This is a genomic window from Streptomyces sulfonofaciens, from assembly GCF_014656295.1.
Lineage (GTDB): Bacteria > Actinomycetota > Actinomycetes > Streptomycetales > Streptomycetaceae > Streptomyces > Streptomyces sulfonofaciens.
Genome location: NZ_BNCD01000011.1, coordinates 283,419 through 304,883, shown reverse-complemented (window position 1 = coordinate 304,883; position 21,465 = coordinate 283,419). Strand labels below are relative to the sequence as shown.

Sequence of the window (21,465 nt, the reverse complement as noted above, 5' to 3'; positions counted from 1 at the left end):
AAGGACTCCAACTACCCGCTCCTCAACCGCGCCATCCAGGGCCAGTCCGCGCCCGGCTCCACCTTCAAGGTGATCTCTGCCGCGGCCTCCGTCAACGCGGGCTACCCGTTCGACGGGCGCTATAGCTGCACCAGCTCGTACTCCATCGGCGGCCGTGTCTTCAAGAACTACGAGTCCAGGGGGTACGGCCCGATCAGCATCGGCAAGGCCCTGGAGGTCTCCTGCGACACGGTCTTCTACCGCCTGTCGCACGAGGAGTGGCAGAAGGACGGCGGGATCCACCCGAAGAGGCACCCCAAGGACTGGTTCTACAAGACGGCCCACGAGTTCGGCCTCGGCAAGGAGACCGGCATCGACCTGCCGAACGAGGTCACCGGGCGGGTCCCCGACCGCCAGTGGAAGCAGTCCTACTGGGACGCCAACAAGGACGCCTGGTGCAAGTCCGGGAAGAAGGACGGCAGCTACGTCCAGCGGATCGCCTACGAGAACTGCCTCGAAGGCAACCGGATGCGTGCCGGTGACTCGGTCAACTACTCCATCGGCCAGGGCGACACCCTCGTCACACCGATCCAGATGGCCTCGATCTACGGTGCGATCTCCAACGGCGGCACCCTCTACACGCCCACCGTCGGCAAGGCGATCGTCAGCGCCGACGGCAGGAGCGTGAAGGAGATCGAGCCCAAGCCGCGCGGCAGGCTTCCCGTGTCGAAGAAGACCCGCGACGAGATGGACCAGGCCCTCGCGGGCGTCACCACGAGCGGCAGCGCCGCCTGGCGCTTCGGCGGCTGGCCGCAGAAGCAGATCCCGATGCACGCCAAGACGGGCACGGCCGAGGTCTACGGCAAGCAGACCACCGCGTACTTCACCACGTACACCAAGGACTACACCGTCGTCATGACCATCTCGCAGGGCGGTACGGGCTCCGGCGCCTGCGGCCCCTTCGTGCGCAACATCTACAGCGCCCTCTACGGCGTCTCCGCGGACGGCAAGATCGACAAGAAGAAGGCGCTGCTGCCGTCGCCCGAGAAGAGCCTGCCGAAGATCGGCGCGGACGGCTCCATCGACGCCCCGAAGACCGGCACGTACAAGCCGCGGAAGGCGGAGGGTCCGGCCGGTGGGGCGCTCGCCTCGGCCGTCTCGACCGCCACGGCGACCAGCCGGCGCGACTGACACCTACCGCGGCGCCTGCCGTGCGGCGCATGCGCTGAGCGCCCGGCACCGACCGCTGGGCCCGGGATCGACCGCTGGGCCCGCGCACCGACCGCTGGGCCCGCGCACCGACCGCTGGGCTCGCGCACCGACCCGCCCCCGGGCCCGGACTGCGCCCTGCGAGGTGCCCCGGGCCCGGGACCCGCCGGAAGGACCGCGGTCCACCGGCCGGCAGTCCATCTGCCAAGTGGAACCAACTCCCCTTATTTGGGCCCCCCTTGGGCCTCGAAGGCTCTGCCTTTGGGCCCGCTCCCCTTCCTACGGTCGTCAGGACCTCGTCGGGCCGGGACCGCGATCGTAAGGGGCTCACGCGATGCATGTGAAAGACGGCGAAAGTGTCGAAAGACGGCGTCGTACGCGCGGAGGACAACGTTGTTCTCCGCCCTCTCCCCGCCCTCCGCGTCCTCTGCGTCCTACGCTTCGTCCGCATCCTCCGGGGCCTTCCGGGCCTTCGAGCGACCGCGCACAGGCCAGCCTCGAATACGTCGCCCTGATCGGTCTGGTGGCGCTGATCGTCGGAGCACTGCTGGCCACCTCCGTGCCGGGGCAGATAGCCACCGGCTTCCACGACGCGGTGTGCAGGATCGTCGACTTCGACGCGGGAGGCGCCTGCGACGTCGACGACGACACCGGTGCCGGCCCGGGCTCACCGCCCGGCGGCCACGGGGACGACCCCTTCGAGCCCGCGAAGTGCCTGCTCGCCCAGGACAAGAACAAGACGACGGTCCTGGTCGACATCCTCTTCTTCAAGATGAGCGGCTCCGAGGAACTCGTGGTGCAGCAGTGGTCCAACGGCGAGGTCACCGTCCAGGAGGTGAAGAGCTCCGCGATCGGAGCGGGCGCCGGCATCTCGGCGGGCATCCCCGGTCTGAAGGACTGGGGCGGCGACGCCTCCCTGGGCGTCGACTACATGCACGGGAGCAGCACGGGCGGCCAGTGGTTGTTCAACAAGCACAAGTCGGGGGATCCGCAGGCGGACCTGGAGGCCAACATGGCCGACGCGAAGCAGTTCATCCACGGCATGCACGAGGAGGACACCTGCGACGCCCTGCCCTACATGGTCAATCCGATCAGCATCGCCGGTTGCAGGAACAACGCCAACGACATGATGGGTGAGGCCGACCCGGAGTCGATGCCCGACGTCGACGTCACCAAGACCACCGACGAGCTGTCCGGCGGGGTGAGCTTCGGCAAGGCGTTCAAGAAGGGCCCCAAGGACGGCAAGGGCGACAAGGGCGACAAGGGCGGTGACGGCAAGAAGGGCGACGACGGGAAGGAGGACGACGGCATAGGCAGCATCTCCGCGGACGGGCTGACGGGCTCGATGTCCGACGACGTGACGGTCCTGCGCACCAGGACGGGCAAGGACGCGGGCAAGATCACCTTCGTCTACACCTTCTCCCTCGGCGGCAAGGCGGGCCCGGGCGGGCAGGCGCAGGCGTCCCGGATGCAGCAGGTGTCCGTGACGTACGACGCCGCCGCCTACGACGAGGAGGAGAAGAACGGCTCGCCGCACCACCCGCAGAAGCTGACGATCACGACCAGCGAGGAGTCGGGCTCGACCGCCGGCGCGGAGGCCGGGGCCGGGGCGAACGCCGGGCCCGTCACGATCGAGGTCGGTGGCGGCGGAGGCAAGACGACGTCGCAGATCCACACGGAGTCCGCGCAGGTCGACCTGAGCGGCAAGGACGCCGACACCGTCGAGGACTGGCTGCGCGGCCGCGGCGACGACCCCGCCTCCTCCGGGCTGCCGACCCCGTCCGACGCGACGAGGCCGCTGGGCCCAAACGCCACGCCCATCGAACGGCTGCTGCACGACAAGGCGCAGCTCTCGAAGATCGACTACGCGGCGAACACCGACTGGTGGAACGCGTCGCTCGGTATCGGCTTCGGCGTCGCCCTCGGTGAGGCCTCGCTCGGCTTCAAGGTCTTCGGCATCTCCGTCTCCCACGAGCACAAGACGCAGACGGTCACCGGCGATCCGAAGTACGCCATGGCCCCCGCGGCGGACGGCACCCGGCCCTGGGTCGACTGGAAGAAGTGCACGCAGACCTCCCCGGTGAGCTTCTGACGAGTGCCGGCCGGGACCGGTCGGCGTCACCCCGGAGACCCCCGGCCCGCACCGGAGACCCCCGGCTCGGGCCGGGACGCGTCCGGGCCCCGGCCCGGCGGGCCCCGGCCCGGGCCCGAAGCGCCGCCTGCCCATCCGCCGGCACCCTCCGCACCGTCCCGTCGTCCGCCGTCGTCCCGTCGGTGAGGTGGAAGCCCTGGGCGGCCAGGGTGGCGGCCGTGAGGTGGTAGGCGCGGCGGGCCGTCAGCCCGACCGGCCAGCCGTCGTCGTGCTTCCCGCGGTCGTACTCGCTGATGACCGCCGCGTAGTGGCCCTCGCTGCGGTGGCGGTAGCCGATGTCGTTGGAGGCACGGCCGATGTGGCGGCGGCCGATCGCATGGGCGCGGTCGGTGCGCCGGCCGGCGCGGCAGCCGAAGAGGGGCTGCGGGTCGTCGTGGACCTGCACGGTGTCGTGGCCGACGCCCGCGAGTGCGGCGCACAGCGCGCCGGGATCGGTGATCCGCGTGGTCATGGCGGTGAAGCGCGACATCGGACCTCCGGCTCTGCGGTGGGTGGAGCGGTCCCGGGTGGCAAGGGCCCAGGGGCCCATGGCTGGGGTCCTTCGTTCGGATCGGGCTGGATCAGGGAGCGGGGCCTGGTGCGTGCGGCCGCAAGGCGCAGGAGGGAGCCGACGCGGAGCGCCGGGGACCGACGACAGCGCCGCGGACGGGCGTGCCGGGCCCCGCGAGCGCAGCGTGATCCAGACCAGGCCCCGGGGCCCAGGGGTTCGAGGGGGACGGCGGGAGGGGCCCTTCGCCGCCACCGGCTCCGCGCAGCACGCGGACGGCGCGCGGCCCTCCCGCACCAGCCGCGCAGCGCCCCGGTGGTCTCCGGCTGGGAGACCGGGAGCGGCGCCTGCCGGCCGAGCGCGGCGAGGACGTCGTCTGCGGTGCACTCACGATCCTGGTGGAAGCCGACGTACACGGCGTCCACGACGGTCCGCTCGATCTCCGCGCCCACGTACCCCTCGGAGCGGACCGCCAGGGTGGCGATGTCGAACTCGGCGGGCAGCCGGCGGCGTCTGCGCAGGGGAACCGAGAAGATCTCGGCACGTTCCTCGGCGGTGGGCAGCTCCGCGGGAATGGTGCACCGCCCGCCTCGGGAACCCTCCCGGGGCGGCGCACCCCGCCCCGTCGGTCCCGTGCGCCGAAGCCGACGGCTACCGCTCCCCGGGTCCGTCCAGATCGATCCGCACGGTCAGGAGCCGGCTGCCGAACGTCCGGACCGCGGCGCTGTTGAAGCGCGGCAGGCTCTTCAGACGGGCGAGGGCGTCGTCGTCCGGGAGGAGGTGGGCCGTGCCGGTGTGCCAGCGGCCCCCGACGCGCACCCGGACCCTGGGATCCGCCTGGATGTTCCGTACGTACTGCGACGCCTCGCCGTACTCCGAGACCAGCCAGAACGCGTCGCCGGTGCGGCGGCCGCCGACGGGCGTGGTGCGCGGCAGGCCGGAGACCCTGCCCGTGGTCTCCAGGAGGATCTGGCCGGGCAGCAGCCTGGCGAGCGGATTGGCGACCCGGCGCTGGAAGGCCGTGACGACCCGGTGCTTGGTGTCGAGGTACCGCGGCATGCTGGGTTCTCCCGTGGGTCGGTGGCCGGTGTCACCCTGGGATCGGGTCGGTGGCCGGTGTCACGCCCCGATTATCGGCCGCAGGACCAGGCGGCACACGCGCCGACGGACCGGGCGGCACACGCGCCGACGGGCCCGGTACCGCACGGCGGCGCCCGGTGCCCCGTCCCTCCCACCCGCCGGGCCCCGTCGTTCTCACCCCGCCGCGGCGTCCGCCGTCGCCGCCGCGCGGACGGTGCGCTCCATCAGCCGGTCCATCAGGGCGAGCAGCAGGTCGCGGCAGTCGGCCCTGCGGCGTACGTCACGCAGCAGCAGGGGCACGCCGGGGTCGAGGGCGAGTGCCTCGCGGACCTCCTGCTCGGTGCGCTCCTGGCGGCCGTCGAAGCAGTTGACCCCGACGACGAACGGGATGCCCCGGCTCTCGAAGAAGTCCACCGACGCGAAGCTGATGTCCAGCCGCCGGGTGTCGACCAGCACCACCGCCCCCAGGGCGCCGTTCACCAGGTCGTCCCACATGAACCAGAAGCGCTCCTGGCCCGGTGTGCCGAAGAGGTAGACCACCAGCGACGGGTCGACGGTGATCCTGCCGAAGTCGAGCGCGACCGTGGTGGTGCACTTGCGCGCGACGCCCGACAGGTCGTCGACGCCGGTGGAGGCGTGGGTCAGCACCTCCTCGGTGCGTACCGGGGTGGTCTCGCTGGTCGTGCCGACCATGGTGGTCTTGCCGACCCCGAAGCCACCGGCGATCAGGATCTTGACGGCGACGGGCGCGGCGGGTGCCGTGCCGCTGTCTCTGCCGTCCTCAGAGTCGTTCGAGTCCATCTCTCACCGCCTGTAGGAGGTCGCGGTCGAAGCCAACGGTACGGCCCACGGGCGGACGGACCGTCACCAGGCCGAACTGGAGCAGGTCCCCGACCAGGATCTTCGTCACGGACACCGGCAGGTTCAGGTCGGCGCAGACCTCCGCCACCACGGCCGGTGTCCGGCACTGTCTGATGATCCTGCGGTGCTCGGGCTCCAGGCCGGGCCGGGGTGCCGGTTCGCCGTCGGGGGCGATCGTGGTGACCACCGTGATCAGTTCGACGTCGGACCGCCCCGGGGCCGTGCGGCCCCGGGTGATGGTGAAGGGCCGGACGAGTGTGTCATCGGCGTCCGGCTCCAGGCCGTCCGTCCAGTGGCTCACACACGTCCACCCCCGTCGGTGGCACCGGTGTCCGTCCTGTGGTCCGTGCCGAGGGTCCTGCCGACCTGCTGGACGAGGGTGTGCATGGCGACGGACATCAACTCGGCGTCCACGTCCTGGGAGGCCACCACGGCCAGGTGGGTGCCGCGGCCCGCGGTGGTGATGAACAGCCACAGGTCCGTCAGCTCGACGATGACCTGCCGTACGGCGCCGCCGTCGAACAGGTCGTCCACGCCCCGGGCCAGACTCTGCTGGCCGGTGGCGATGGCGGCGAGCCGCTCGGCGTCGCCGCGCTCGATGGTCCCCGACTGGCTGACGACGAGGCCGTCGTCGGACAGCACGATGGCGTGCCGGGCGCCCGCGACCTGGCCCACCAGGCCGTCCAGCAGCCAGTCGAGGTCACGGTCGGTGGCGGTGGTCCGCTGTTGTGTCATGGCGCATCTTCCGTGGAGGTGGGACGGGAACCAGGTGCGGGTGCACCGGTGGTGGGTGGAGCTGCCGGCTGCGGCAGGCCACGGGAGCGCCGGGACTGCCGCTGGAAGGCGCCGATGGCGGCGCCGGACCGCTCGGGGCGCGGGTTGTCCTGCGGCGCACGTCCGTCCGCGCCCCCGGGCCGCCGGAGCCCGCGCCTGGGGTCCTTCAGCTCGGGGGCGAGGCTGGCCTGCCGTACCCGCCTGGGCAGCGGGGAGAGGGGGCCCGGTCCTTCCCCGGACGGGGCGGGGCCTGGCCCCGGGGCCGGGGCGGGCGGGGTGCCGGGGGGCCGGCTTGGCAGTGGCCGGGGGCCGGGCGGCCCGCCGGGTCCCCGGGGCGGTGGTCCGGAACCCGCCGAGCTGGTCGGGATCCCCGGGCCGCGCGCCTGACCGCGGGCGCGTATCGGCAGCCCCAGCAGCGCGGCGGCACCCGGGGCGGGCAGGGACCGGGGTCCGCCGGGCCGCGGCGCGGTGGGCACCGGCCCCGCCGCGTCCGCCGCGGCGGTCGGCCCCGGGGCGTCGCCGGAGGCCGGTCCCGGGAGGGTGCGCACCCACGACGGGACGCCGCGGGCGAAGGCGTCGTCCCGTGTCGTGCGGTCCGCCGGCGGGGCGCTGCCGGCCGGGACGGCGGCGGCCGGGACGGGGTCGGCGCCCCCTTCGCGGGCCGCGCCCGCCGCTGGGCCCGGCATCTGCGGCAGGTCGGGACCGGGTGCGGTGTGCACGGGCCCCGGCGGGGCGGCGATCCCGGCGCGGGCGTGCGCGCTTCGCCGCCCGGCCGGTGCCGGTGCGGGGGTGCCCGCCGGCTCCCCCGCCGCCTGGTGGCCCTGCCCCGTGGTGTGCGGTTGCGCGGCCCGGTGCCGCGCCGGCGTGAGCGCGTCCGCCGCGGCCCCGTCCTCGCGCCGGACGGCGCGGTGGCGCCCCGTGCCGTCCGGTGTGTTGGCGGCCCGCAGGCGTGCGCGGGAGCTGATCGGGGTCTCGACGTCCGCGGCGCCGGGGGCGGGCGCCTCGGCGACCAGTTCGGCGGGGACCATCACGATCACCCGGGTGCCGCCGTAGGCCGAGGGCCTGAACTCCACCTGGAGCCCCAGGTCCGAGGCGAGCCTGGCCACCACGTAGAGGCCGAGCCGCGCGTCCTCGGCCCGGGACAGCACGTCGAGCTGGGGCGGCTTGGCCATCAGCCGGTTGACGGTGTCGTAGCCCTCGGGGTCCATGCCGATGCCGCGGTCCTCGATCTCCACGGCGAGGCCGCGGCCGACGGCACCGGCGCGCGCCTCCACCGGGTTGGGCGGCTTCGAGAAGGCCGCGGCGTTCTCCATCAGCTCCGCCAGGATGTGGACGAGCGGGCCCACCGCGCGCCCGGAGAGCCAGGGCTCCTGGGTGACCTCGATCTGGATCCTGCGGTAGTCCTGCACCTCGCCCAGGGCGGCACGCAGCACGTCGACGACGCGCACCGGATTGCGCCAGCGGCGCTGCGGCTGCCCGCCGCCGAGCACGACCAGGTTCTCCTCGTAGCGGCGCAGGCGGGACGTCAGGTGGTCGAGGTCGAAGAGGCCCTCCAGGATCTGGGGGTCCTCCTGGCTGCGTTCCATCTCGTCCAGCTTCTTGAGCTGGAGCCCGATCAGCAGTTGGGTGCGGCGGGCGATGCGCTGCAGCATCCGCTGGAAGCCGCGGTGCTGCTCGGTCTCGCGGACGGCGGTCTCGACCGCGGCCCGCCGGGCGAGGTTGAGCGCCAGGCCGAGCCGGCCCAGTTCGTCGCGCCGGTAGGGGATCTCGCGGACCTCCGCGTCGACGTCCACGTCCTCGCCGCCGCGCAGCCGTTCCATCACCTCGGGCAGCTCGGTCTCCAGGCGGGCGGCCTCGTCGCGCAGGGCGAGGATGCGGCGCCGCAGCGAGCCGGAGAGCAGCACGCTGAGGACGATCACCACGAGGACCGTGCCGAGGCAGATCGCGCCGTAGGTCCTCATGCGGACCTTCAGTTCGCCGACGGCGTCGCCGGTGACGTCGTCCGTCACCTCGGCGCGCTGCCGGACGACCGCGGCGAATCGCGGCTGGACGGTGCGCATCGCCTGCCGCCACTGGCCGCTGGTGCGCGGCAGCCCGGCGGTGTCCATGGGGTGGTGGCCGACCAGGGCCGCCTCCACCGCCGACTTGGTCTGCCACGCGTCGCTGCCGGTCAGGTCCTGCAGGCCGTCCCGCTCCTCCTCGGTCACCCGCGGGGTGACCTCGCTGTCGAGGAGGAAGTTCTGGGTGCCGATCCACTGGCTGAAGTTGGACCGGTCGTCCTGGCGGATGCTGCCCGACGCCCAGCTATAGCAGAGCACCGCGTCCTCGCGGGACAGCATCTCGTCGGCCCACATCAGGTCGGTGAGCGGCTTGAACGCGGCGGCCAGCTCGCCGTCGTCCGCGTTGCCCAGCGCCTCGAAGAAGCCGAGGCCGGACTCGATGATGCCGGTGAACGACTGGAAGGCGACCTCGTCGGTGGCGGTGCCCTCGTCAACGGACGCGCGGACGCCGCCGACCTGCCGCACGGCGGTGCGCTCCTTGGCGAGTGCGTCGCGCAACTGGGGCCTGAGCCTCGGCGAGGGCCTGCCCGCGGTGGCGTCCTCGAACGCCCTGACGGCCTCGTCGGTGCGCTTGCGCTGGGCCAGCATGGCGTCCTTGGACGCGCTGCCGTCGGCGATCACCAGGCCGGTGAGCCTGCGCTCCTCCTGGAGCTGGAGCGTGACGCCCCGTGCGAGTGCGGCACTGCGGTCGGTGAGCGCGTCCTGCTCGGCGAGTTTCAGCCAGTCGAGACCGAGTTGCGCGGTGCTCAGGCCCCACAGGACGAGCAGCGCGACGCTGGGCACGAGCGCCAGAAAGACAAGAACCATCCGGAGCGAACCGAGGCGGGATACCTGGCCGCCCCGTGTCCGCCCCGACCCGCTGGTACGCAGATCCATTTTCCCCCGCAGCGGCGCACAGCAGCGAACACCGCAGTCTGACGACGTAAAGGTGGCGCGATGCTAGTGCCGCTCCCGAGGAGAGGGAACACGCTTGCCGAAACCCCCCGGGCAGCCACCCGCGCAACTGCCACGCACCCCCTCGACCGGTGTCCGGCCGCGGCCCGTTGCAAGGTGGTGCGAGCACATCGTATGACGCAGCGTCAAAGTGTGTACATGGCCCGCACCGCCTTGCGCCCCCTGCCGGAGTCTCGCGCGGCGCCGCTTGCCGTGTTCACGGCCACCGTCACGTGTCACCGGCGTCCGCTCGGCACGGGGTGCTCGGCGGGTCCTGCGGTCACAGGGCGCAACGGGCCGCCGATGGCGGGTGTGCCCCCGCGACCCGTTCCCCGCACGCGCGCCCGGGCGGGGCCGCCTCCTTCGGGAGCGCGTGCGGGCAACGGGGCGAACGTGGCCGACCGCCGCAGGCACCCGCGGGGCCGGGGCGAGGCGGGGGCCGCGGCGCGGGCAGGCCGCCCGCACCCCGCCTGGGCCCGGGCGGGGTGCGGGGTCAGTCGGCCAGCAGGTCGTGCTCCCCCGCCGTCCCCGCCAGAGCCGCGCACCCCGCCACGTCGTGCACGTCGTCCGCGATGAGGACGTCGTAACGCAGTTCGAGGCTCTCGCCGTCGGCGACCGCGTGCTCCTCGTCGTAGAACGGCGCCGGGCACAGCACCGCGTACATGCCCGAGCGGACGAACCACTTGGTGGGGAAGTTGTGGTTCGACTCGTGGTCGCGGAAGACCAGCGTCGAGCCGACCCCCGCGCCGTCGTGGCGGCCGACGAAGCCCAGCCAGGGCCCGGTGCGACCCATCTCCTCGTCACCGCCGAGGCCCTCCGGGGTCACCACGACACCGCCGGAGAAGGACCGCGGGCCGCGCCAGAACAGCCCGCCGTACCCCGCCGCCTCGCGGCCCTTGGTGGTCGGGCTGCCGAAGTCCACCGTCGCACCGCTGGTGTTGAGCATCCGCGAGCGGTAGGCGAGCTGCCATGCCCCCTGCTCGGCGTGCGGGCGCACGGCGAAGCTGCGCAGCTCGGTGAACATGGTCCGCCCCGACTGCGTGATCCAGTCCAGCGTCTCGTCGACCCGCACCTCCGTGCCGTCCTCGGCCACCGCCAGCCGCGTGAAGCCCGTGTGCCGCTGCTCGCCGTCGTTGTCGAGCTGCCGGTACGCCTGCGCCTCGCGGGTGTAGGTCGGGCCGCCCCAGAAGTTCTCCTCGCCGACGTTGCACAGCGACCAGGAGATGCCCTTGTGCCAGACGTGGTCGTGCGGGCGGTAGAGGCTGACGAGGTCGCCGCCGAGGGTGCGCAGCGGATGGAAGTAGGGCTTGGGGGCCTCCAACTGCGGCTCCCAGGGCCGGTACACGTAGCGGAAGAGGTCGTTGCCGCGCCAGCGGACGATGAGCGACCTGTCCTGCTCGTGCACCAGGCCCAGCCCGGTCTCGGCGGGTTCCTGGCCGCCGGGTCCCGCCACCCGACCCAGCTCCAGCGATGCTGACATGATTGCTTCTTTCCTTGCTGCGAATGCCGTGGGTCGCGGATGCGTATCCACGAACCGTGGATTTCCTGGGGGATATAAATAGAAAGCGCTTCCTCAAGGGAAGGCGCGTGCCGTGCGCGGCAGACGCCGTGCGGCCGGCGCCCGGGCCGCCGCACGGGCGGGGGCCACCGGGTGTTGCCGGGCACGCCGGGCGGCCACCGCCACCGGACGGGGCCGCGGGACGGAACCGCCGGACGGCGCGGCCACCGCCGCGGCGCGGGCCGGGGCCCGGCACCGGAGGCGCCTGGCGAAGGGCCCGGCACCGCCCGCGGCCGTCACCACACGGGCCCGGCGCCCTGCATCAGCGTGTAGTGCGGCGAGTCGGGACCCAGGTCGCCGGCCGCCACCGGGGTGCGGCCGAATGCGGAGGCGTAGATGCCTGCGACGAGGTGGAGGGTGCGGCGCGCGTCGGTCGTGGTGACCGGCGGCGCCCCGCCTTCGCGCAGCGCCCGCACGATCTCGCGGAACTGCGCCAGGTGCTCGCTGCGTATGGACGCGGGCCCGGCCTCCCAGGCGGACGTGACCGGCTCCTCGTGGCCGGGCGCGGCGGTGAGGGTCCAGTCGGTGTCGGTGTAGCCGTACAGGTGGCGCACCTCGACCGTGGCGAACTCGAAGTCGAAGCGCAGGTAGCTCTCCTCGCGGGGCGAGACGACGCTGTTGACGACGGAGGCGATCGCACCGTTGTCGAAGGCGACGTGGGCGAGCGAGACGTCCTCGGTCTCCGTGTCGCGCGCCTGTCTGCGCGCCACCGCGCTGACGGACGCCCAGGGCCCGAGCACCGAGAGCATGGTGTCGATCTGGTGGATGCCGTGGCCCATCGTCGGGCCGCCGCCCTCGGTGTCCCAGCGGCCGCGCCACTCGACGTCGAAGTAGGCCTGGTCGCGGTACCAGGTGGTGTCGCACAGGGCGAGCAGCGGCCGGCCCGCGGCGCCCGAGTCCAGCAGCCCGCGCAGCCGCTGCACGCCGGAGCCGAACCGGTGCTGGGAGACGGTGGCCACGTACCGGCCGGTGGCGCGCTCGGCCGCCACCAGCCGGTCGAACTCGGCCAGGGTCAGCGTCGCGGGCTTCTCCAGGACCACGTGCGCGCCCGCCTTGAGCGCGGCGATCGCCGGCCCCGTGTGGGCGCCGGGCGGAGTGCAGACGTGCACCAGGTCGACCTGTTCCGCGGCGAGCAGGTCGCCCGTGTCGGCGTAGCCGCCGATGGAGAACGCGGCGGCGAAGTCGGCGAGTCGGCCGGGGTCGGTGTCGACGGCCGCGACCAGCTCCACCTCGCCGCTCTCCTCGGCGATCTGCTGCAGCGATTCGGCGTGGCGGCGCGCGATGTTGCCGGCGCCGACGATGGCGGTGCGCAGCGGCTTGACGGACTTGACGGACAACGAGCACTCCCGGTCGAAGGGCGGACGGCGCTTTCCGCCGGAGCGGTCCCGGAGACGGAAAACGCTTTCCACCGCAGCCTAGGTCGGCGGATACGGGTGGGCAATACCCATGAAGTCTGGATTGCTTCAGCGAAGATTCCGCAGGGCTGAGGAGAGGGCCACCGCCACGTCGCTCAACTGCCGTCCGCGGTCCGCGGTTCGACGGCGCTGCCCCGCGGATAGACCGCGAGGAAGCCGCACATGCCCAGCACGTCCTGGTCCGGGGCCGCGATCCGCGCGACCCTGGCCTGCCTGAGGTGGCCGGTGTCGCCCCGGCGCAGTGCCGCGATCTGCGCCCCGGTCGCCTCCGCCGCCGCGAGGGCCTTGGCGCGCCAGGCGGCCTCCCAGGTGTCCAGGCGGCCGGACACCAGCGCGGCGGCCGACCGGTAGAACTCCGTCAGTGCCCCGCCCGAGCCGCCCGTCACGTCCGCCACCAGCCTTTCGAAGCCGCTGACCGCCAGGTCCCTGCGGGCACGGGCGCGTTCCTGGCGCTCCGCGGGCAGGCCGTCGCCGAGCGACGCCGCCGCGGCGTACGCCTCGGGGTCTGCGAGGTGCTCGGGCGGGAACGTCAGCACGGCGTCCCCCGCCTCGGGCAGGCCGTCGTTCTGCATGATGACCTGGACCTGGAGTCCGTCGATGTTGACCGCCCTGTGGATGGTGCCGGGGGTGAACCAGACGGCGTCCCCCGCGGCCAGCGGCACCCTGCTCAGGCCGTCGGCGGTGAGGGTGTGCAGTTCGCCCCGGCCGCCCAGCACCACATAGCACTCGGTGCAGGTGAGGTGCATGTGGGGGGAGCCGCCGTGCAGGTGGTCCGCGGTCTCCCAGGGGTAGACGCGCAGCCGGGACATGCCCACGCCTGCGGGCAGCAGCGGTGTGTCGGACATCGGCTCTTCTCCGCCTCCTCGGGCCGGCGGTACCGGCCTGGACCGTATGGGATGGCCGGCCGGCCGCGCCCCTTCCTCCGAGGGCGCGGACGGCCGGCCGCTCTTCGCCCCCGCACGCGCCGCCGCGCTCCGGTTCACCGTCGCGACACGATCTGGGTGGGGTTGACGAAGGCCAGCGCGAGTGCGAACACCACCAGGGACGTACCCATGTAGCAGACCGCCATCGCGGCGACGAGCGGCGGCGCGGAGCCCGCCGGGTTGGACGCGGCGCCGAACAGCGCCACGATCAGCGACTCGCTGCCCGGACCCGACACGAAGAACGTCAGCTCGAAGGCGCCGAAGACCCGCACCAGCGTCAGGATCGACGCCGCGAGCACACCCGGCAGCAGCAGCGGACCCACGACCCGCAGGAAGATCTGGAGCGTGCCGGCGCCCAGGACCCGCGCGGCCTGCTCGACGTCCGGGCGCACCTGCTCCACGAACGGCATCATCACCAGGACGACGAACGGCAGCGCGGGCACCAGGTTCGACAGGATCACGCCGGTGAGGGTGCCGCCGAGGCCGACGGTGTAGATGAGCGACGACAGTTGGGTGGCGTAGGTCAGCGGCGGCAGCATGATCGGCAGCAGCAGCAGGATGAGGACCAGCGACTTGCCGGGGAAGCTGCGCCTGCTGAGGGCGTAGGCCGCGGGGACCCCGGCCAGCAGCGAGACCACCACGACGCTGATGCCGATCTCGAAGGTGGTCGCCAGATGGCTGCGCACCCCGTACGCCGGGTCCGCCCACGCCTGCGAGAACCAGGAGCCGGTCAGCCCGTCGGGCCACCAGCCGCCGTGCCAGGAGGTGGCGAAGGACTGCACGAGCACGGAGACGAGCAGGCCGAGCAGGACCAGGACGAAGCAGCCGGCGGCGGCGTAGGTGAGCACACCGGTGGCGGTGGTGCGGGGGCGGCGCCCTGTGCCGTCGCCCCGCACGGCGGCCCGGCGGCCGGTGGGGGTGGTCGTTGTCGCCATGTCGATCAGCCCTTTCCGCCGACCGCCGCACCGCGGTAGAGCCGCGAGCGTACGAGGGTGAGCGCGCCCAGGACGACGATCTCGACCAGCACCATGACGGTGGCGTCCGCCGAGGCCGCCGAGTAGTCGAAGCGCTGCTGAGCCGCCTGGTAGATGGGGATGGAGAGCACATGGGTCGCGCCGCCCGGCTCACCGACGAGGACGGCGGACGGGAAGACCGCGAACGCCTCGACCAGGCCGAGGCTGAGGGCCGTGATCAGCCCGGGCAGCACCAGCGGGAACAGCACCCGCCAGAAGCGCACCGCCCGGCTCGCGCCCAGCGTGGCCGCCGCGTCCTCCAGCGCCGGGTCGATCCCGCCGAAGAAGCCGATCAGCAGGAGGAGCATCAGCGGGAGGATGCCGAGCACCGCGGCGACGAAGGTGCCCCAGTAGCCGTAGAGCACGCTCACCGGGCCGAGCCCGACCGAGCCGAGCACCAGGTTGAACCAGCCGTTCGGTGCGAAGATGGTGGTCATGCCCTCGGAGAGCACCACGCTGCCGAGGGTCACCGGCAGCAGGAAGACCAGGGTGATGGCGCGCTTGCCGCGGAAGTCGCGCCGCAGCCGGTAGGCGAGCGGCACCGCGAGCAGCAGGCTCACCAGCGCCACCGGGATGGCCAGGCGGACCGTGTACCAGATGGTCTGGCGCAGGAACGGGTCGGCGAAGAAGTCGCGGTAGTTGGCGAACGCGCCGCCCTTGAGCGGGCTGAACGAGATCAGCAGGCCGTAGACGAACGGATAGACGAAGAGCAGGGCGATGATCGCGACGGCCGGGACGAGCAGCAGCAGCAACCGGTCGACGCCCCGCTCGGCGAACCGGGCCCGCCGGGTGGCGGCGCGCCCCGGCGGTTTGCCCGCGGTCGTGGTGCGGTGCCCGGCCGTCGGTGCGGCGGCGCTCATGCGACCTGCTCCGCCAGCGCGTCCAGCTCGCCCGCGTCGCCGTCGTCGCTGTAGACGAGCGCCCGGTCGGCGCGTATGTACAGGTGGACGGGTTCGCCCCGGTGCAGCGGACGGTCGGTCTGGACCCGTAGTGCGGTGCCGTCGGCGGTGCGTGCCACGACCTGAGTGGTGCGGCCGTGGTACTCGATGACCTCGACCGAGGCGTCGACGCGGCCGGCGGGGGCGCCGGGCGCCGCGGAGTCCTGGACAGGCCGGGGCGCCGCGCCGCCGGGCACCAGGTCCTCCGGGTGGAGGGCGACGACCACCCGCCGGCCGGGGGCCGGGGCGCCGGGCGACATGAAGGTGCCGAGCACCGACTGGCCGCCGAAGTCGACCAGCACGCCGTCTGCGGTCACACTCCTGACGGTGCCTTGGACGGTGTTGCGGTAGCCCATGAAACGGGCCACGTACGCGGAGGACGGCGCGCGGTACAGCTCCTCGGGCGGGCCGACCTGTTCGGCGCACCCGTCCTTCATCACGACGATCTTCGTGGCGAGCGACAGGGCCTCGCTCTGGTCATGGGTGACGTAGACGGTGGTCAGTCCCAGCGACTCGTGCAGCCGCTTGATCTCCGCGCGCAGGTCGACCCGCAGTCCGGCGTCCAGGTTGGACAGCGGCTCGTCCATCAGCACGATCTGCGGCTCGAAGGCCAACGCCCTGGCGATGGCGACGCGCTGCTGCTGACCGCCGGAGAGCTGCGCGGGCCGCTTGCCGCCGTGTTCCTCCAGGCGGACCGTGCGCAGTGCCTCACGCGCCTTGGCCTGCCGCTCCGCACGTCCCGCCCTGCGCATGGCGAGCCCGAACTCGACGTTGCGCTGCACCGTCAGATGGGGGAAGAGCGCGTAGTTCTGGAACACCATGCCGAACCCGCGCCGCTCCGCGGGCAGGGTGTCGATGCGCTCCTCGTCGCGCCAGATGGTACCGGAAGTGAGCGGCTGGAGACCGGCCAGGCAGGCCAGGGTGGTGGACTTGCCGCAGCCGGAGGGCCCGAGCAGGGCGACGAACTCGCCGCGCGCCACCTCGATGGTCAGCTCGCGCAGTGCCGGCACCCTGCCGAACCAGCGCGAGATGGCGTCCAGGCGCAGGGTCGCGAAGGGCGGCGGGGCATGGGGGTCTTGCCGGAGGTTCACATGACTGCCTTTCTCTGGCGTCCTTGGCATCGATGGGCGGTCAGTGCCCCTGGCTGCCGATCCTGCGCTGCCAGAGGTCGAAGGCCTGGGTGAGGACGAGGGGCTCCAACGGGGTGTTGAGGGTGCCGACGGTGAACGCGTGGTCGAGGTAGTCGACGCGGCCGAACCTGCGCACGGTGGCCCGTGCGGCCTCGCTCGCCTGCGAGAGCCTGACGGTGGCGTTGGCCGGTGTGAGGGTGCCGGAGGCGAAGGTGCGCAGTTGCTGCGCGGGCTGGAGCACCCAACTGATGAACGCGAGGTCCACGTAGAGCGTCTCGGGCGAGACACCGCGCGGCACGATGTGGAAGTGCCCGTCCATGATCCAGGCCTGGTCGTCGAAGATCGCAAAGCCCTGGTCGGCGCCCCACACGTTCGTGCGGTGGTTGTTGAAGTCGGACGCCGTGGAGGTCGGCACCAGCCATACGCTGCCGTCGGCCAACTGCTTGTTCATCAGGGTGGAGCTGGCCGGGTACGAGGCGGTGTAGCCGCCCAGTTCCCTCAGGTACGCCCAGGTCCTGTCCCAGCCCCCGACCGGGTCCGAGGGGTCCTTGTCGCCCAGTTCGTGGGCCAGGGACATCATCAGTTGCCGGCCGGGTCCCGAGTTGGGCGGCTGGGCGTAGGTCATCCTGCCGGGGTGGGCCTTGGCCCAGGCCAGCAGTTGCCGAGGGTTCCTGGGCAGTTCGTTGGGCCCGATCCTGGTCCTGTCGTACGCCCAGGCCGGCCCGCTGGGTCCCCAGAGGTTCATGATCCCGTATCCGTGGGCGATGCTCTGCAGGGCCCGGCGCGGCTTGTCCTGGATCTTCGTGAGGTCCGGCAGGTAGCGCTGGTAGCGGGGCAGCAGCCTGGTCAGCAGGCGCTGCTGCTGGAGCGCACCCACGATGTCGCTGCCGCCCAGGATGAGCGAGATGCCGACGCTGTCGCTGAGCGCCTGGGCACGGAGCTTGCCCAGCACGTCGGGCGCGGCGGCCGTCTGGAAGTGGAGGGCGCGCACCAGGTGCGGGTGCGTCTTGGCGAAGTCGGAGTAGACGGCCTGGTAGACCGCGAGGTCGCCGGAGCCGTCCAGGATCGTCATGTCGATGGGGTGCTTCGGCGCACGCGGGGTGATGTTCTGCGGCGCGGAGCCGAGCGTGGGCGGTGCGCAGGCCGCCGCGCCCGCCGCCGCCAGCGCGTACGTCCCGAGCGAGGCCAAGCGCCGCCGGGTGAGCCGGGTGCCGCCGCCGTCGCCTTCCCGCGCCTCGAATCCCCCGGTGCCGCCCCCGTTCGGGGGATCGCTGAGTCGCTGCACGTACGTGACCTTCCTGTGCGCTCTCACCGCACGAGGCGGCCGAAAACAAAGGGTGGGTAACCGCTTTCGGGGGAGGTTACGACAGGGTTTCGCACTGGGCAATGAGTCGCGTTCAACTGGTTGTCACGGGGGCGGAGATTTCCTGACGTTCCCTCCCAAGAAGGTGGTACGGGCCCCTGGAGTGCACCGACCGACCACGAAAACTGTCGCCCTCCGGCCCGGCGGAGACAGTCAGAGAACCGCCCACTGTCTGAGCAAGCGCTTTCTGACAGCCTGCCGTCTGCTGTCTACCGCGGACCCCGGAGAGTGGAATTCTGGCCGTGTTCACCGGTCGCGCGGGCCTGTTCGCGGCGGTGCCCGAGGGTGTCGGCGAGGGCGATGAGGAGTGCGGCCACGACGAAGGCGACGGCCATCAGCAGACCCCGGTCGTAGGCCGCCGCCCACCCCCCGCGCCGCACCTGGCCGAAGAACGACGAGCCGACCGCGGCGATCCCGATGGCGGATCCGACCCGCTGGCCCGTCTGCAGGGTCCCGCCAGCGCTGCCCGCCGAGGCCACCGGGACCTGGGAGAGCGTCAGGGTCTGGTTGGGCGAGATGACCAGACCGCTGCCGAGGCCGGCGACCAGCAGCGGAGCCGCCATCGCCCATCCGGCCCCGCGGTCCGGCACCAGGTGTACGGCGAGTGCGGTGCCGCCGAGGCCCAGCGCGACGACGGTCAGCCCGAGCGACACCAGCGCCCGCCCGAACCGCCCCACCAGCCGCCCGCCGACGGCCGCTGCCGCTCCCGAGCCCAGGGCGAAGGGGGTGATGGAGAGCCCGGCCTCCAGCGCCGAGTAGTGCAGCCCGCTCTGGAGGAACAGTGTGGTGATGAAGAAGATCGAGGTGAAGCCGGCGAAGTACAGCAGGATCAGCACCGAACCCGCCGAGAAGCTACGGACCCGGAACAGCGACAGGTGCAGCACCGGGTCCCCGCCGCGTCCGCTCCAGCGGTGCTCCCAGGCGGCGAAGGCCGCGAGCAGCACCGCGGCGAGCGGTACCAGCAGCCATTTGGTGTTGCCGTGCCACTGCTGGGCCTGGACGAAGGGCAGCAGCAGGGCGAGCACGCCGAGGCCGAGCAGGAGTACGCCGACCGGGTCGAGCCGCCGCACCGTGAGCGTTCCCGCCGTCGGGGTGTCCGGCAGGAGCCGGCGGGCGAGCAGCAGGCAGACCGCGCCCAGCGGCAGGTTGACGTAGAAGACCCAGCGCCAGCCCTCGTCCGGCCCGGCGGCGTGGATGATCAGACCGCCGAGGACGGGCCCGACGGCGGTGGAGATGCCGACCACCGTGCCGAACATCCCGAAGGCGCGGCCGCGCTCCGGACCGGAGAACATCTGCTGGATCAGTGCGGAGATCTGCGGTGCGATCAGACCGCCGGCGAGGCCCTGCGCCACCCGGGCCACCACCAGCCACTCGCTGGACTGGGCGGCACCGCAGGCGGCGGAGGCCAGCGTGAAGAAGGTCAGGCCGGTCATGAACACCGCCCGCCGTCCCCGCGCGTCCCCGATCCGGCCCGCGGGGATCAGCAGCAGGCCGAAGGCGAGCGCGTAACCGGACAGCACCCACTGCAACTCCGCCACACCGGCCCGCAGCCCCTCGCGGATGGACGGCAGGGCGACGTTCACGATGGAGACGTCGAGAAGGGTCATGAAGCCGGCCACCAGGCAGACGGCGAGCGCCTTCCAGCGCCGCGGGTCGGGCCCGGCGCCGCTGCCGCCACCGTCCGCCGTGGCCGCGCCGGACTTTCGGCCGGACGAGTTGTCGGACGACGGTGCCACCCTGCCTCCTCCTGCTCGGGCACGCGTTGCGGCACCCGGGTACCCGACGACCACCGGCGCATGCGTCGGGGCCATGGTCGCGCATGCGCGCGAGTGCCACACGGATCGGCACACCGTCGCCTGACCGCGCCTTGGTGCTCACCGGGCGGGGCCGTGCGCCCGCACGGTCGTGCCCTGTGTCAACGGCCCCTCGGGCGCGACGGGTTGGGGGGCGCCGCCGGGCTGGTGCGAGGCCGGGGCAACGGGCCGCAGGCTCCCGGCTCATGGCTCTGGCTCCCGGCTCCCGGCTCCCGGCTCCTGGCTCTGGCTCCTGGTTCCTGGCTCCTGGTTCACCGCTCACCGCTCACGGCTCACGGCCCGGAACACGGGTGCACGAACCGTTCACCGCTTCCGGCTGGAGGTGCCCGCGGATGCGGCCCAGGCGCTGCTGCCGGCGCCGGCCGGGCCGGGCGCCCCGCTCGACGAGGCCGTCCGCCGGGGCGCCGTGTGTCTGCTCCAGCGCCGTGCGCCGGCGGCCCGTGTGCACGGGTTGCAGCAGCGACTGCCGACGCCGACCCGCGGCGAGGGCCTGCTGGAGCACGGGTTCGACCACTACCGGCCGGTTCCGCGCGGCATCGCGCGACGGCCGCGCACGGAACAGGACCCGCTCGACCGCAAGGAGTACCCGCTGCACGCCGTCCGCCGCGGCCCGCCGGGAGGGCGGCCGGTGGTGCCGCCGGCCCGGGGCCGGCCACGGCGGGCGAGTTCCGGGCACGTCCGCGCGCGTCCTTGACGGGTGTGCCGCTCGATCTCCACGGCCCCGCTCGAACTCTACGGCCCCGCTCACAGCCACAAGCATCATTCGACACCCCCGACGACCTGGGGATGCGTACGAGGCCACGCTCCCGGACCACCGGGGGCCGGGACCCGTGCGGGCCGAGCCGCCGGGAGGCGCGGCCCGCGCCGTGCGCAGGTGCGGGCGTCCGCGGTGATCGCGGGGCTGCCGCTGCCGGTGGTCCTCGTGCTCTCCCATCGCCGGATCGCCCGCGGAACCGCGCACCCACGGACCTGGCGGGCCGGTGGACGCCGGGGCACACCCGGGGGCTCGGTGGCGCGAAGTCGCCCGCTACGCGCGTAAATTGATCGGCCGACCGGCGAGTCACGCACATCACTTCGGGGTAAGTCCCAGGCACCCAGGCGGGTTTGGCCATGTGGGCGGACGTCACCAGCGCGCCGGTGACTCGTCGCTGGGCGTCCATGCCCCGTACGGACCGGCGACAGCGCGGCACCGAACGCTGTGACCGCCCGTGCGGCCTCCGCAGGGCCCCAGCGTCCCCCCACCGAGGAGTTGCCTCCCATGCGCCGCAGATTCACCTTCTCGCTGGCCACCGCCGGCGTCGCACTGACCGCAGCCCTGCTCCCCGCCGCCACCGCCTCCGCGGCCGTCCCCTCCGACAAGCTCCAGGTGCTCAGCAGTTGGAGCCAGACGAGCGCCGCGAGCTACGACGCCTTCATCGCCGCCCGCAACAACCAGGCCGCCTGGTCCGCCTACCAGTTCGACTGGTCCACCGACTACTGCAGCGACTCACCCGACAACCCCTTCGGCTTCCCCTTCAAGGACGCCTGCTCCCGCCATGACTTCGGGTACCGCAACTACAAGGCGGTCGGGCAGTTCCCGGCGAACAAGGACCGGATCGACAGTGCCTTCTACGAGGACCTGAAGCGCGTCTGCGCGAGGTACAGCGGCGCCACCAAGTCGTCCTGCGACGGCACCGCCTGGGTCTACTACCAGGCGGTGCACAACCTCGGCTCCGTCGCCCCCGCCGAGGCGGCCGCCTGAGCCGCGGCCGGCGGAGCGGATGCGGCCCGGCCCCG

At 73.0% G+C, this 21,465-nt stretch carries 18 protein-coding genes; 4 read left to right on the top strand and 14 right to left on the bottom strand.

What is annotated here, in order from left to right:
- A partial coding sequence (locus IE313_RS19795) for a penicillin-binding transpeptidase domain-containing protein (protein ID WP_268256719.1) occupies window positions 1-1,170 on the top strand: 1,170 nt, incomplete at its 5' end.
- A 541-nt stretch (window positions 1,171-1,711) separates the two neighbouring features.
- Window positions 1,712-3,280, top strand: a complete 1,569-nt coding sequence (locus tag IE313_RS19790; protein ID WP_189934007.1) for a hypothetical protein — start codon at window positions 1,712-1,714, stop codon at window positions 3,278-3,280.
- Here IE313_RS19790 and IE313_RS36440 read toward each other — a convergent pair.
- The 14 genes from IE313_RS36440 to IE313_RS19720 all read right to left on the bottom strand — a co-directional run bounded on the left by IE313_RS36440 (window position 3,180) and on the right by IE313_RS19720 (window position 19,611).
- A complete protein-coding gene (locus IE313_RS36440) occupies window positions 3,180-3,791 on the bottom strand; it encodes a DUF1257 domain-containing protein (protein WP_373317027.1) in 612 nt (203 codons plus the stop codon). The two genes, IE313_RS19790 and IE313_RS36440, sit on opposite strands and share 101 nt — an antisense overlap.
- Before the next feature lie 687 nt (window positions 3,792-4,478).
- On the bottom strand, window positions 4,479-4,886 hold the full coding sequence (locus tag IE313_RS19780) for a nitroreductase/quinone reductase family protein (RefSeq protein ID WP_189934002.1): 408 nt from the start codon (window positions 4,884-4,886) through the stop codon (window positions 4,479-4,481).
- A 195-nt stretch (window positions 4,887-5,081) separates the two neighbouring features.
- Window positions 5,082-5,708, bottom strand: coding sequence for a GTP-binding protein (locus IE313_RS19775; protein ID WP_189934000.1), 627 nt, complete (start codon window positions 5,706-5,708; stop codon window positions 5,082-5,084).
- Window positions 5,689-6,069, bottom strand: coding sequence for a DUF742 domain-containing protein (locus IE313_RS19770; RefSeq protein ID WP_189933998.1), 381 nt, complete (start codon window positions 6,067-6,069; stop codon window positions 5,689-5,691). Before IE313_RS19770 ends, IE313_RS19775 begins: the two co-directional genes overlap by 20 nt.
- Window positions 6,066-6,503 (bottom strand): roadblock/LC7 domain-containing protein, encoded by a 438-nt coding sequence (locus tag IE313_RS19765; RefSeq protein WP_189933996.1) that lies wholly within the window; start codon window positions 6,501-6,503, stop codon window positions 6,066-6,068. Before IE313_RS19765 ends, IE313_RS19770 begins: the two co-directional genes overlap by 4 nt.
- On the bottom strand, window positions 6,500-9,409 hold the full coding sequence (locus IE313_RS19760) for a sensor histidine kinase (RefSeq protein WP_189933994.1): 2,910 nt from the start codon (window positions 9,407-9,409) through the stop codon (window positions 6,500-6,502). Before IE313_RS19760 ends, IE313_RS19765 begins: the two co-directional genes overlap by 4 nt.
- A gap of 619 nt (window positions 9,410-10,028) precedes the next feature.
- On the bottom strand, window positions 10,029-11,015 hold the full coding sequence (locus IE313_RS19755) for a DUF6807 domain-containing protein (protein ID WP_189933991.1): 987 nt from the start codon (window positions 11,013-11,015) through the stop codon (window positions 10,029-10,031).
- A 314-nt stretch (window positions 11,016-11,329) separates the two neighbouring features.
- On the bottom strand, window positions 11,330-12,430 hold the full coding sequence (locus IE313_RS19750) for a Gfo/Idh/MocA family protein (RefSeq protein ID WP_229924780.1): 1,101 nt from the start codon (window positions 12,428-12,430) through the stop codon (window positions 11,330-11,332).
- Window positions 12,431-12,603: 173 nt separating this feature from the next.
- The gene (locus IE313_RS19745; RefSeq protein WP_189933989.1) at window positions 12,604-13,353 is read right to left on the bottom strand and encodes a cupin domain-containing protein; all 750 of its coding nucleotides are present in this window, start codon (window positions 13,351-13,353) and stop codon (window positions 12,604-12,606) included.
- Between the two features lie 134 nt (window positions 13,354-13,487).
- Window positions 13,488-14,366: an ABC transporter permease gene (locus IE313_RS19740; protein ID WP_189933987.1), complete on the bottom strand. Its 879-nt coding sequence runs from the start codon at window positions 14,364-14,366 to the stop codon at window positions 13,488-13,490.
- 5 nt (window positions 14,367-14,371) lie between these two features.
- On the bottom strand, window positions 14,372-15,304 hold the full coding sequence (locus IE313_RS19735; RefSeq protein WP_189933985.1) for an ABC transporter permease: 933 nt from the start codon (window positions 15,302-15,304) through the stop codon (window positions 14,372-14,374).
- Entirely contained in the window at window positions 15,301-16,473 is a 1,173-nt protein-coding gene (locus IE313_RS19730; protein ID WP_229924779.1) for an ABC transporter ATP-binding protein, read from the bottom strand. Before IE313_RS19730 ends, IE313_RS19735 begins: the two co-directional genes overlap by 4 nt.
- Window positions 16,474-16,513: 40 nt before the next feature.
- Window positions 16,514-17,797 (bottom strand): extracellular solute-binding protein, encoded by a 1,284-nt coding sequence (locus tag IE313_RS19725; RefSeq protein ID WP_189933979.1) that lies wholly within the window; start codon window positions 17,795-17,797, stop codon window positions 16,514-16,516.
- A gap of 287 nt (window positions 17,798-18,084) precedes the next feature.
- Complete coding sequence (locus IE313_RS19720) at window positions 18,085-19,611, bottom strand: MFS transporter (RefSeq protein WP_229924778.1); 1,527 nt, start codon at window positions 19,609-19,611, stop codon at window positions 18,085-18,087.
- 400 nt (window positions 19,612-20,011) lie between these two features.
- On the opposite strand from IE313_RS19720, the gene IE313_RS35325 reads away from it, so the two are divergent.
- On the top strand, window positions 20,012-20,383 hold the full coding sequence (locus IE313_RS35325) for a hypothetical protein (protein WP_229924777.1): 372 nt from the start codon (window positions 20,012-20,014) through the stop codon (window positions 20,381-20,383).
- A gap of 564 nt (window positions 20,384-20,947) precedes the next feature.
- Complete coding sequence (locus IE313_RS19710) at window positions 20,948-21,430, top strand: phospholipase (RefSeq protein ID WP_189933973.1); 483 nt, start codon at window positions 20,948-20,950, stop codon at window positions 21,428-21,430.
- Window positions 21,431-21,465 lie beyond the last annotated feature (35 nt).

Excerpts from the sequence above, each read along its gene's own strand:
- IE313_RS36440 (WP_373317027.1), bottom strand. The coding sequence starts at position 3,791 with ATGACCACGCGGATCACCGATCCCGGCGCGCTGTGCGCCGCACTCGCG.
- IE313_RS19780 (WP_189934002.1), bottom strand. The coding sequence starts at position 4,886 with ATGCCGCGGTACCTCGACACCAAGCACCGGGTCGTCACGGCCTTCCAG.
- IE313_RS19775 (WP_189934000.1), bottom strand. The coding sequence starts at position 5,708 with ATGGACTCGAACGACTCTGAGGACGGCAGAGACAGCGGCACGGCACCC.
- IE313_RS19765 (WP_189933996.1), bottom strand. The coding sequence starts at position 6,503 with ATGACACAACAGCGGACCACCGCCACCGACCGTGACCTCGACTGGCTG.
- IE313_RS19760 (WP_189933994.1), bottom strand. The coding sequence starts at position 9,409 with ATGGTTCTTGTCTTTCTGGCGCTCGTGCCCAGCGTCGCGCTGCTCGTC.
- IE313_RS19755 (WP_189933991.1), bottom strand. The coding sequence starts at position 11,015 with ATGTCAGCATCGCTGGAGCTGGGTCGGGTGGCGGGACCCGGCGGCCAG.
- IE313_RS19745 (WP_189933989.1), bottom strand. The coding sequence starts at position 13,353 with ATGTCCGACACACCGCTGCTGCCCGCAGGCGTGGGCATGTCCCGGCTG.
- IE313_RS19740 (WP_189933987.1), bottom strand. The coding sequence starts at position 14,366 with ATGGCGACAACGACCACCCCCACCGGCCGCCGGGCCGCCGTGCGGGGC.
- IE313_RS19735 (WP_189933985.1), bottom strand. The coding sequence starts at position 15,304 with ATGAGCGCCGCCGCACCGACGGCCGGGCACCGCACCACGACCGCGGGC.
- IE313_RS19710 (WP_189933973.1), top strand. The coding sequence starts at position 20,948 with ATGCGCCGCAGATTCACCTTCTCGCTGGCCACCGCCGGCGTCGCACTG.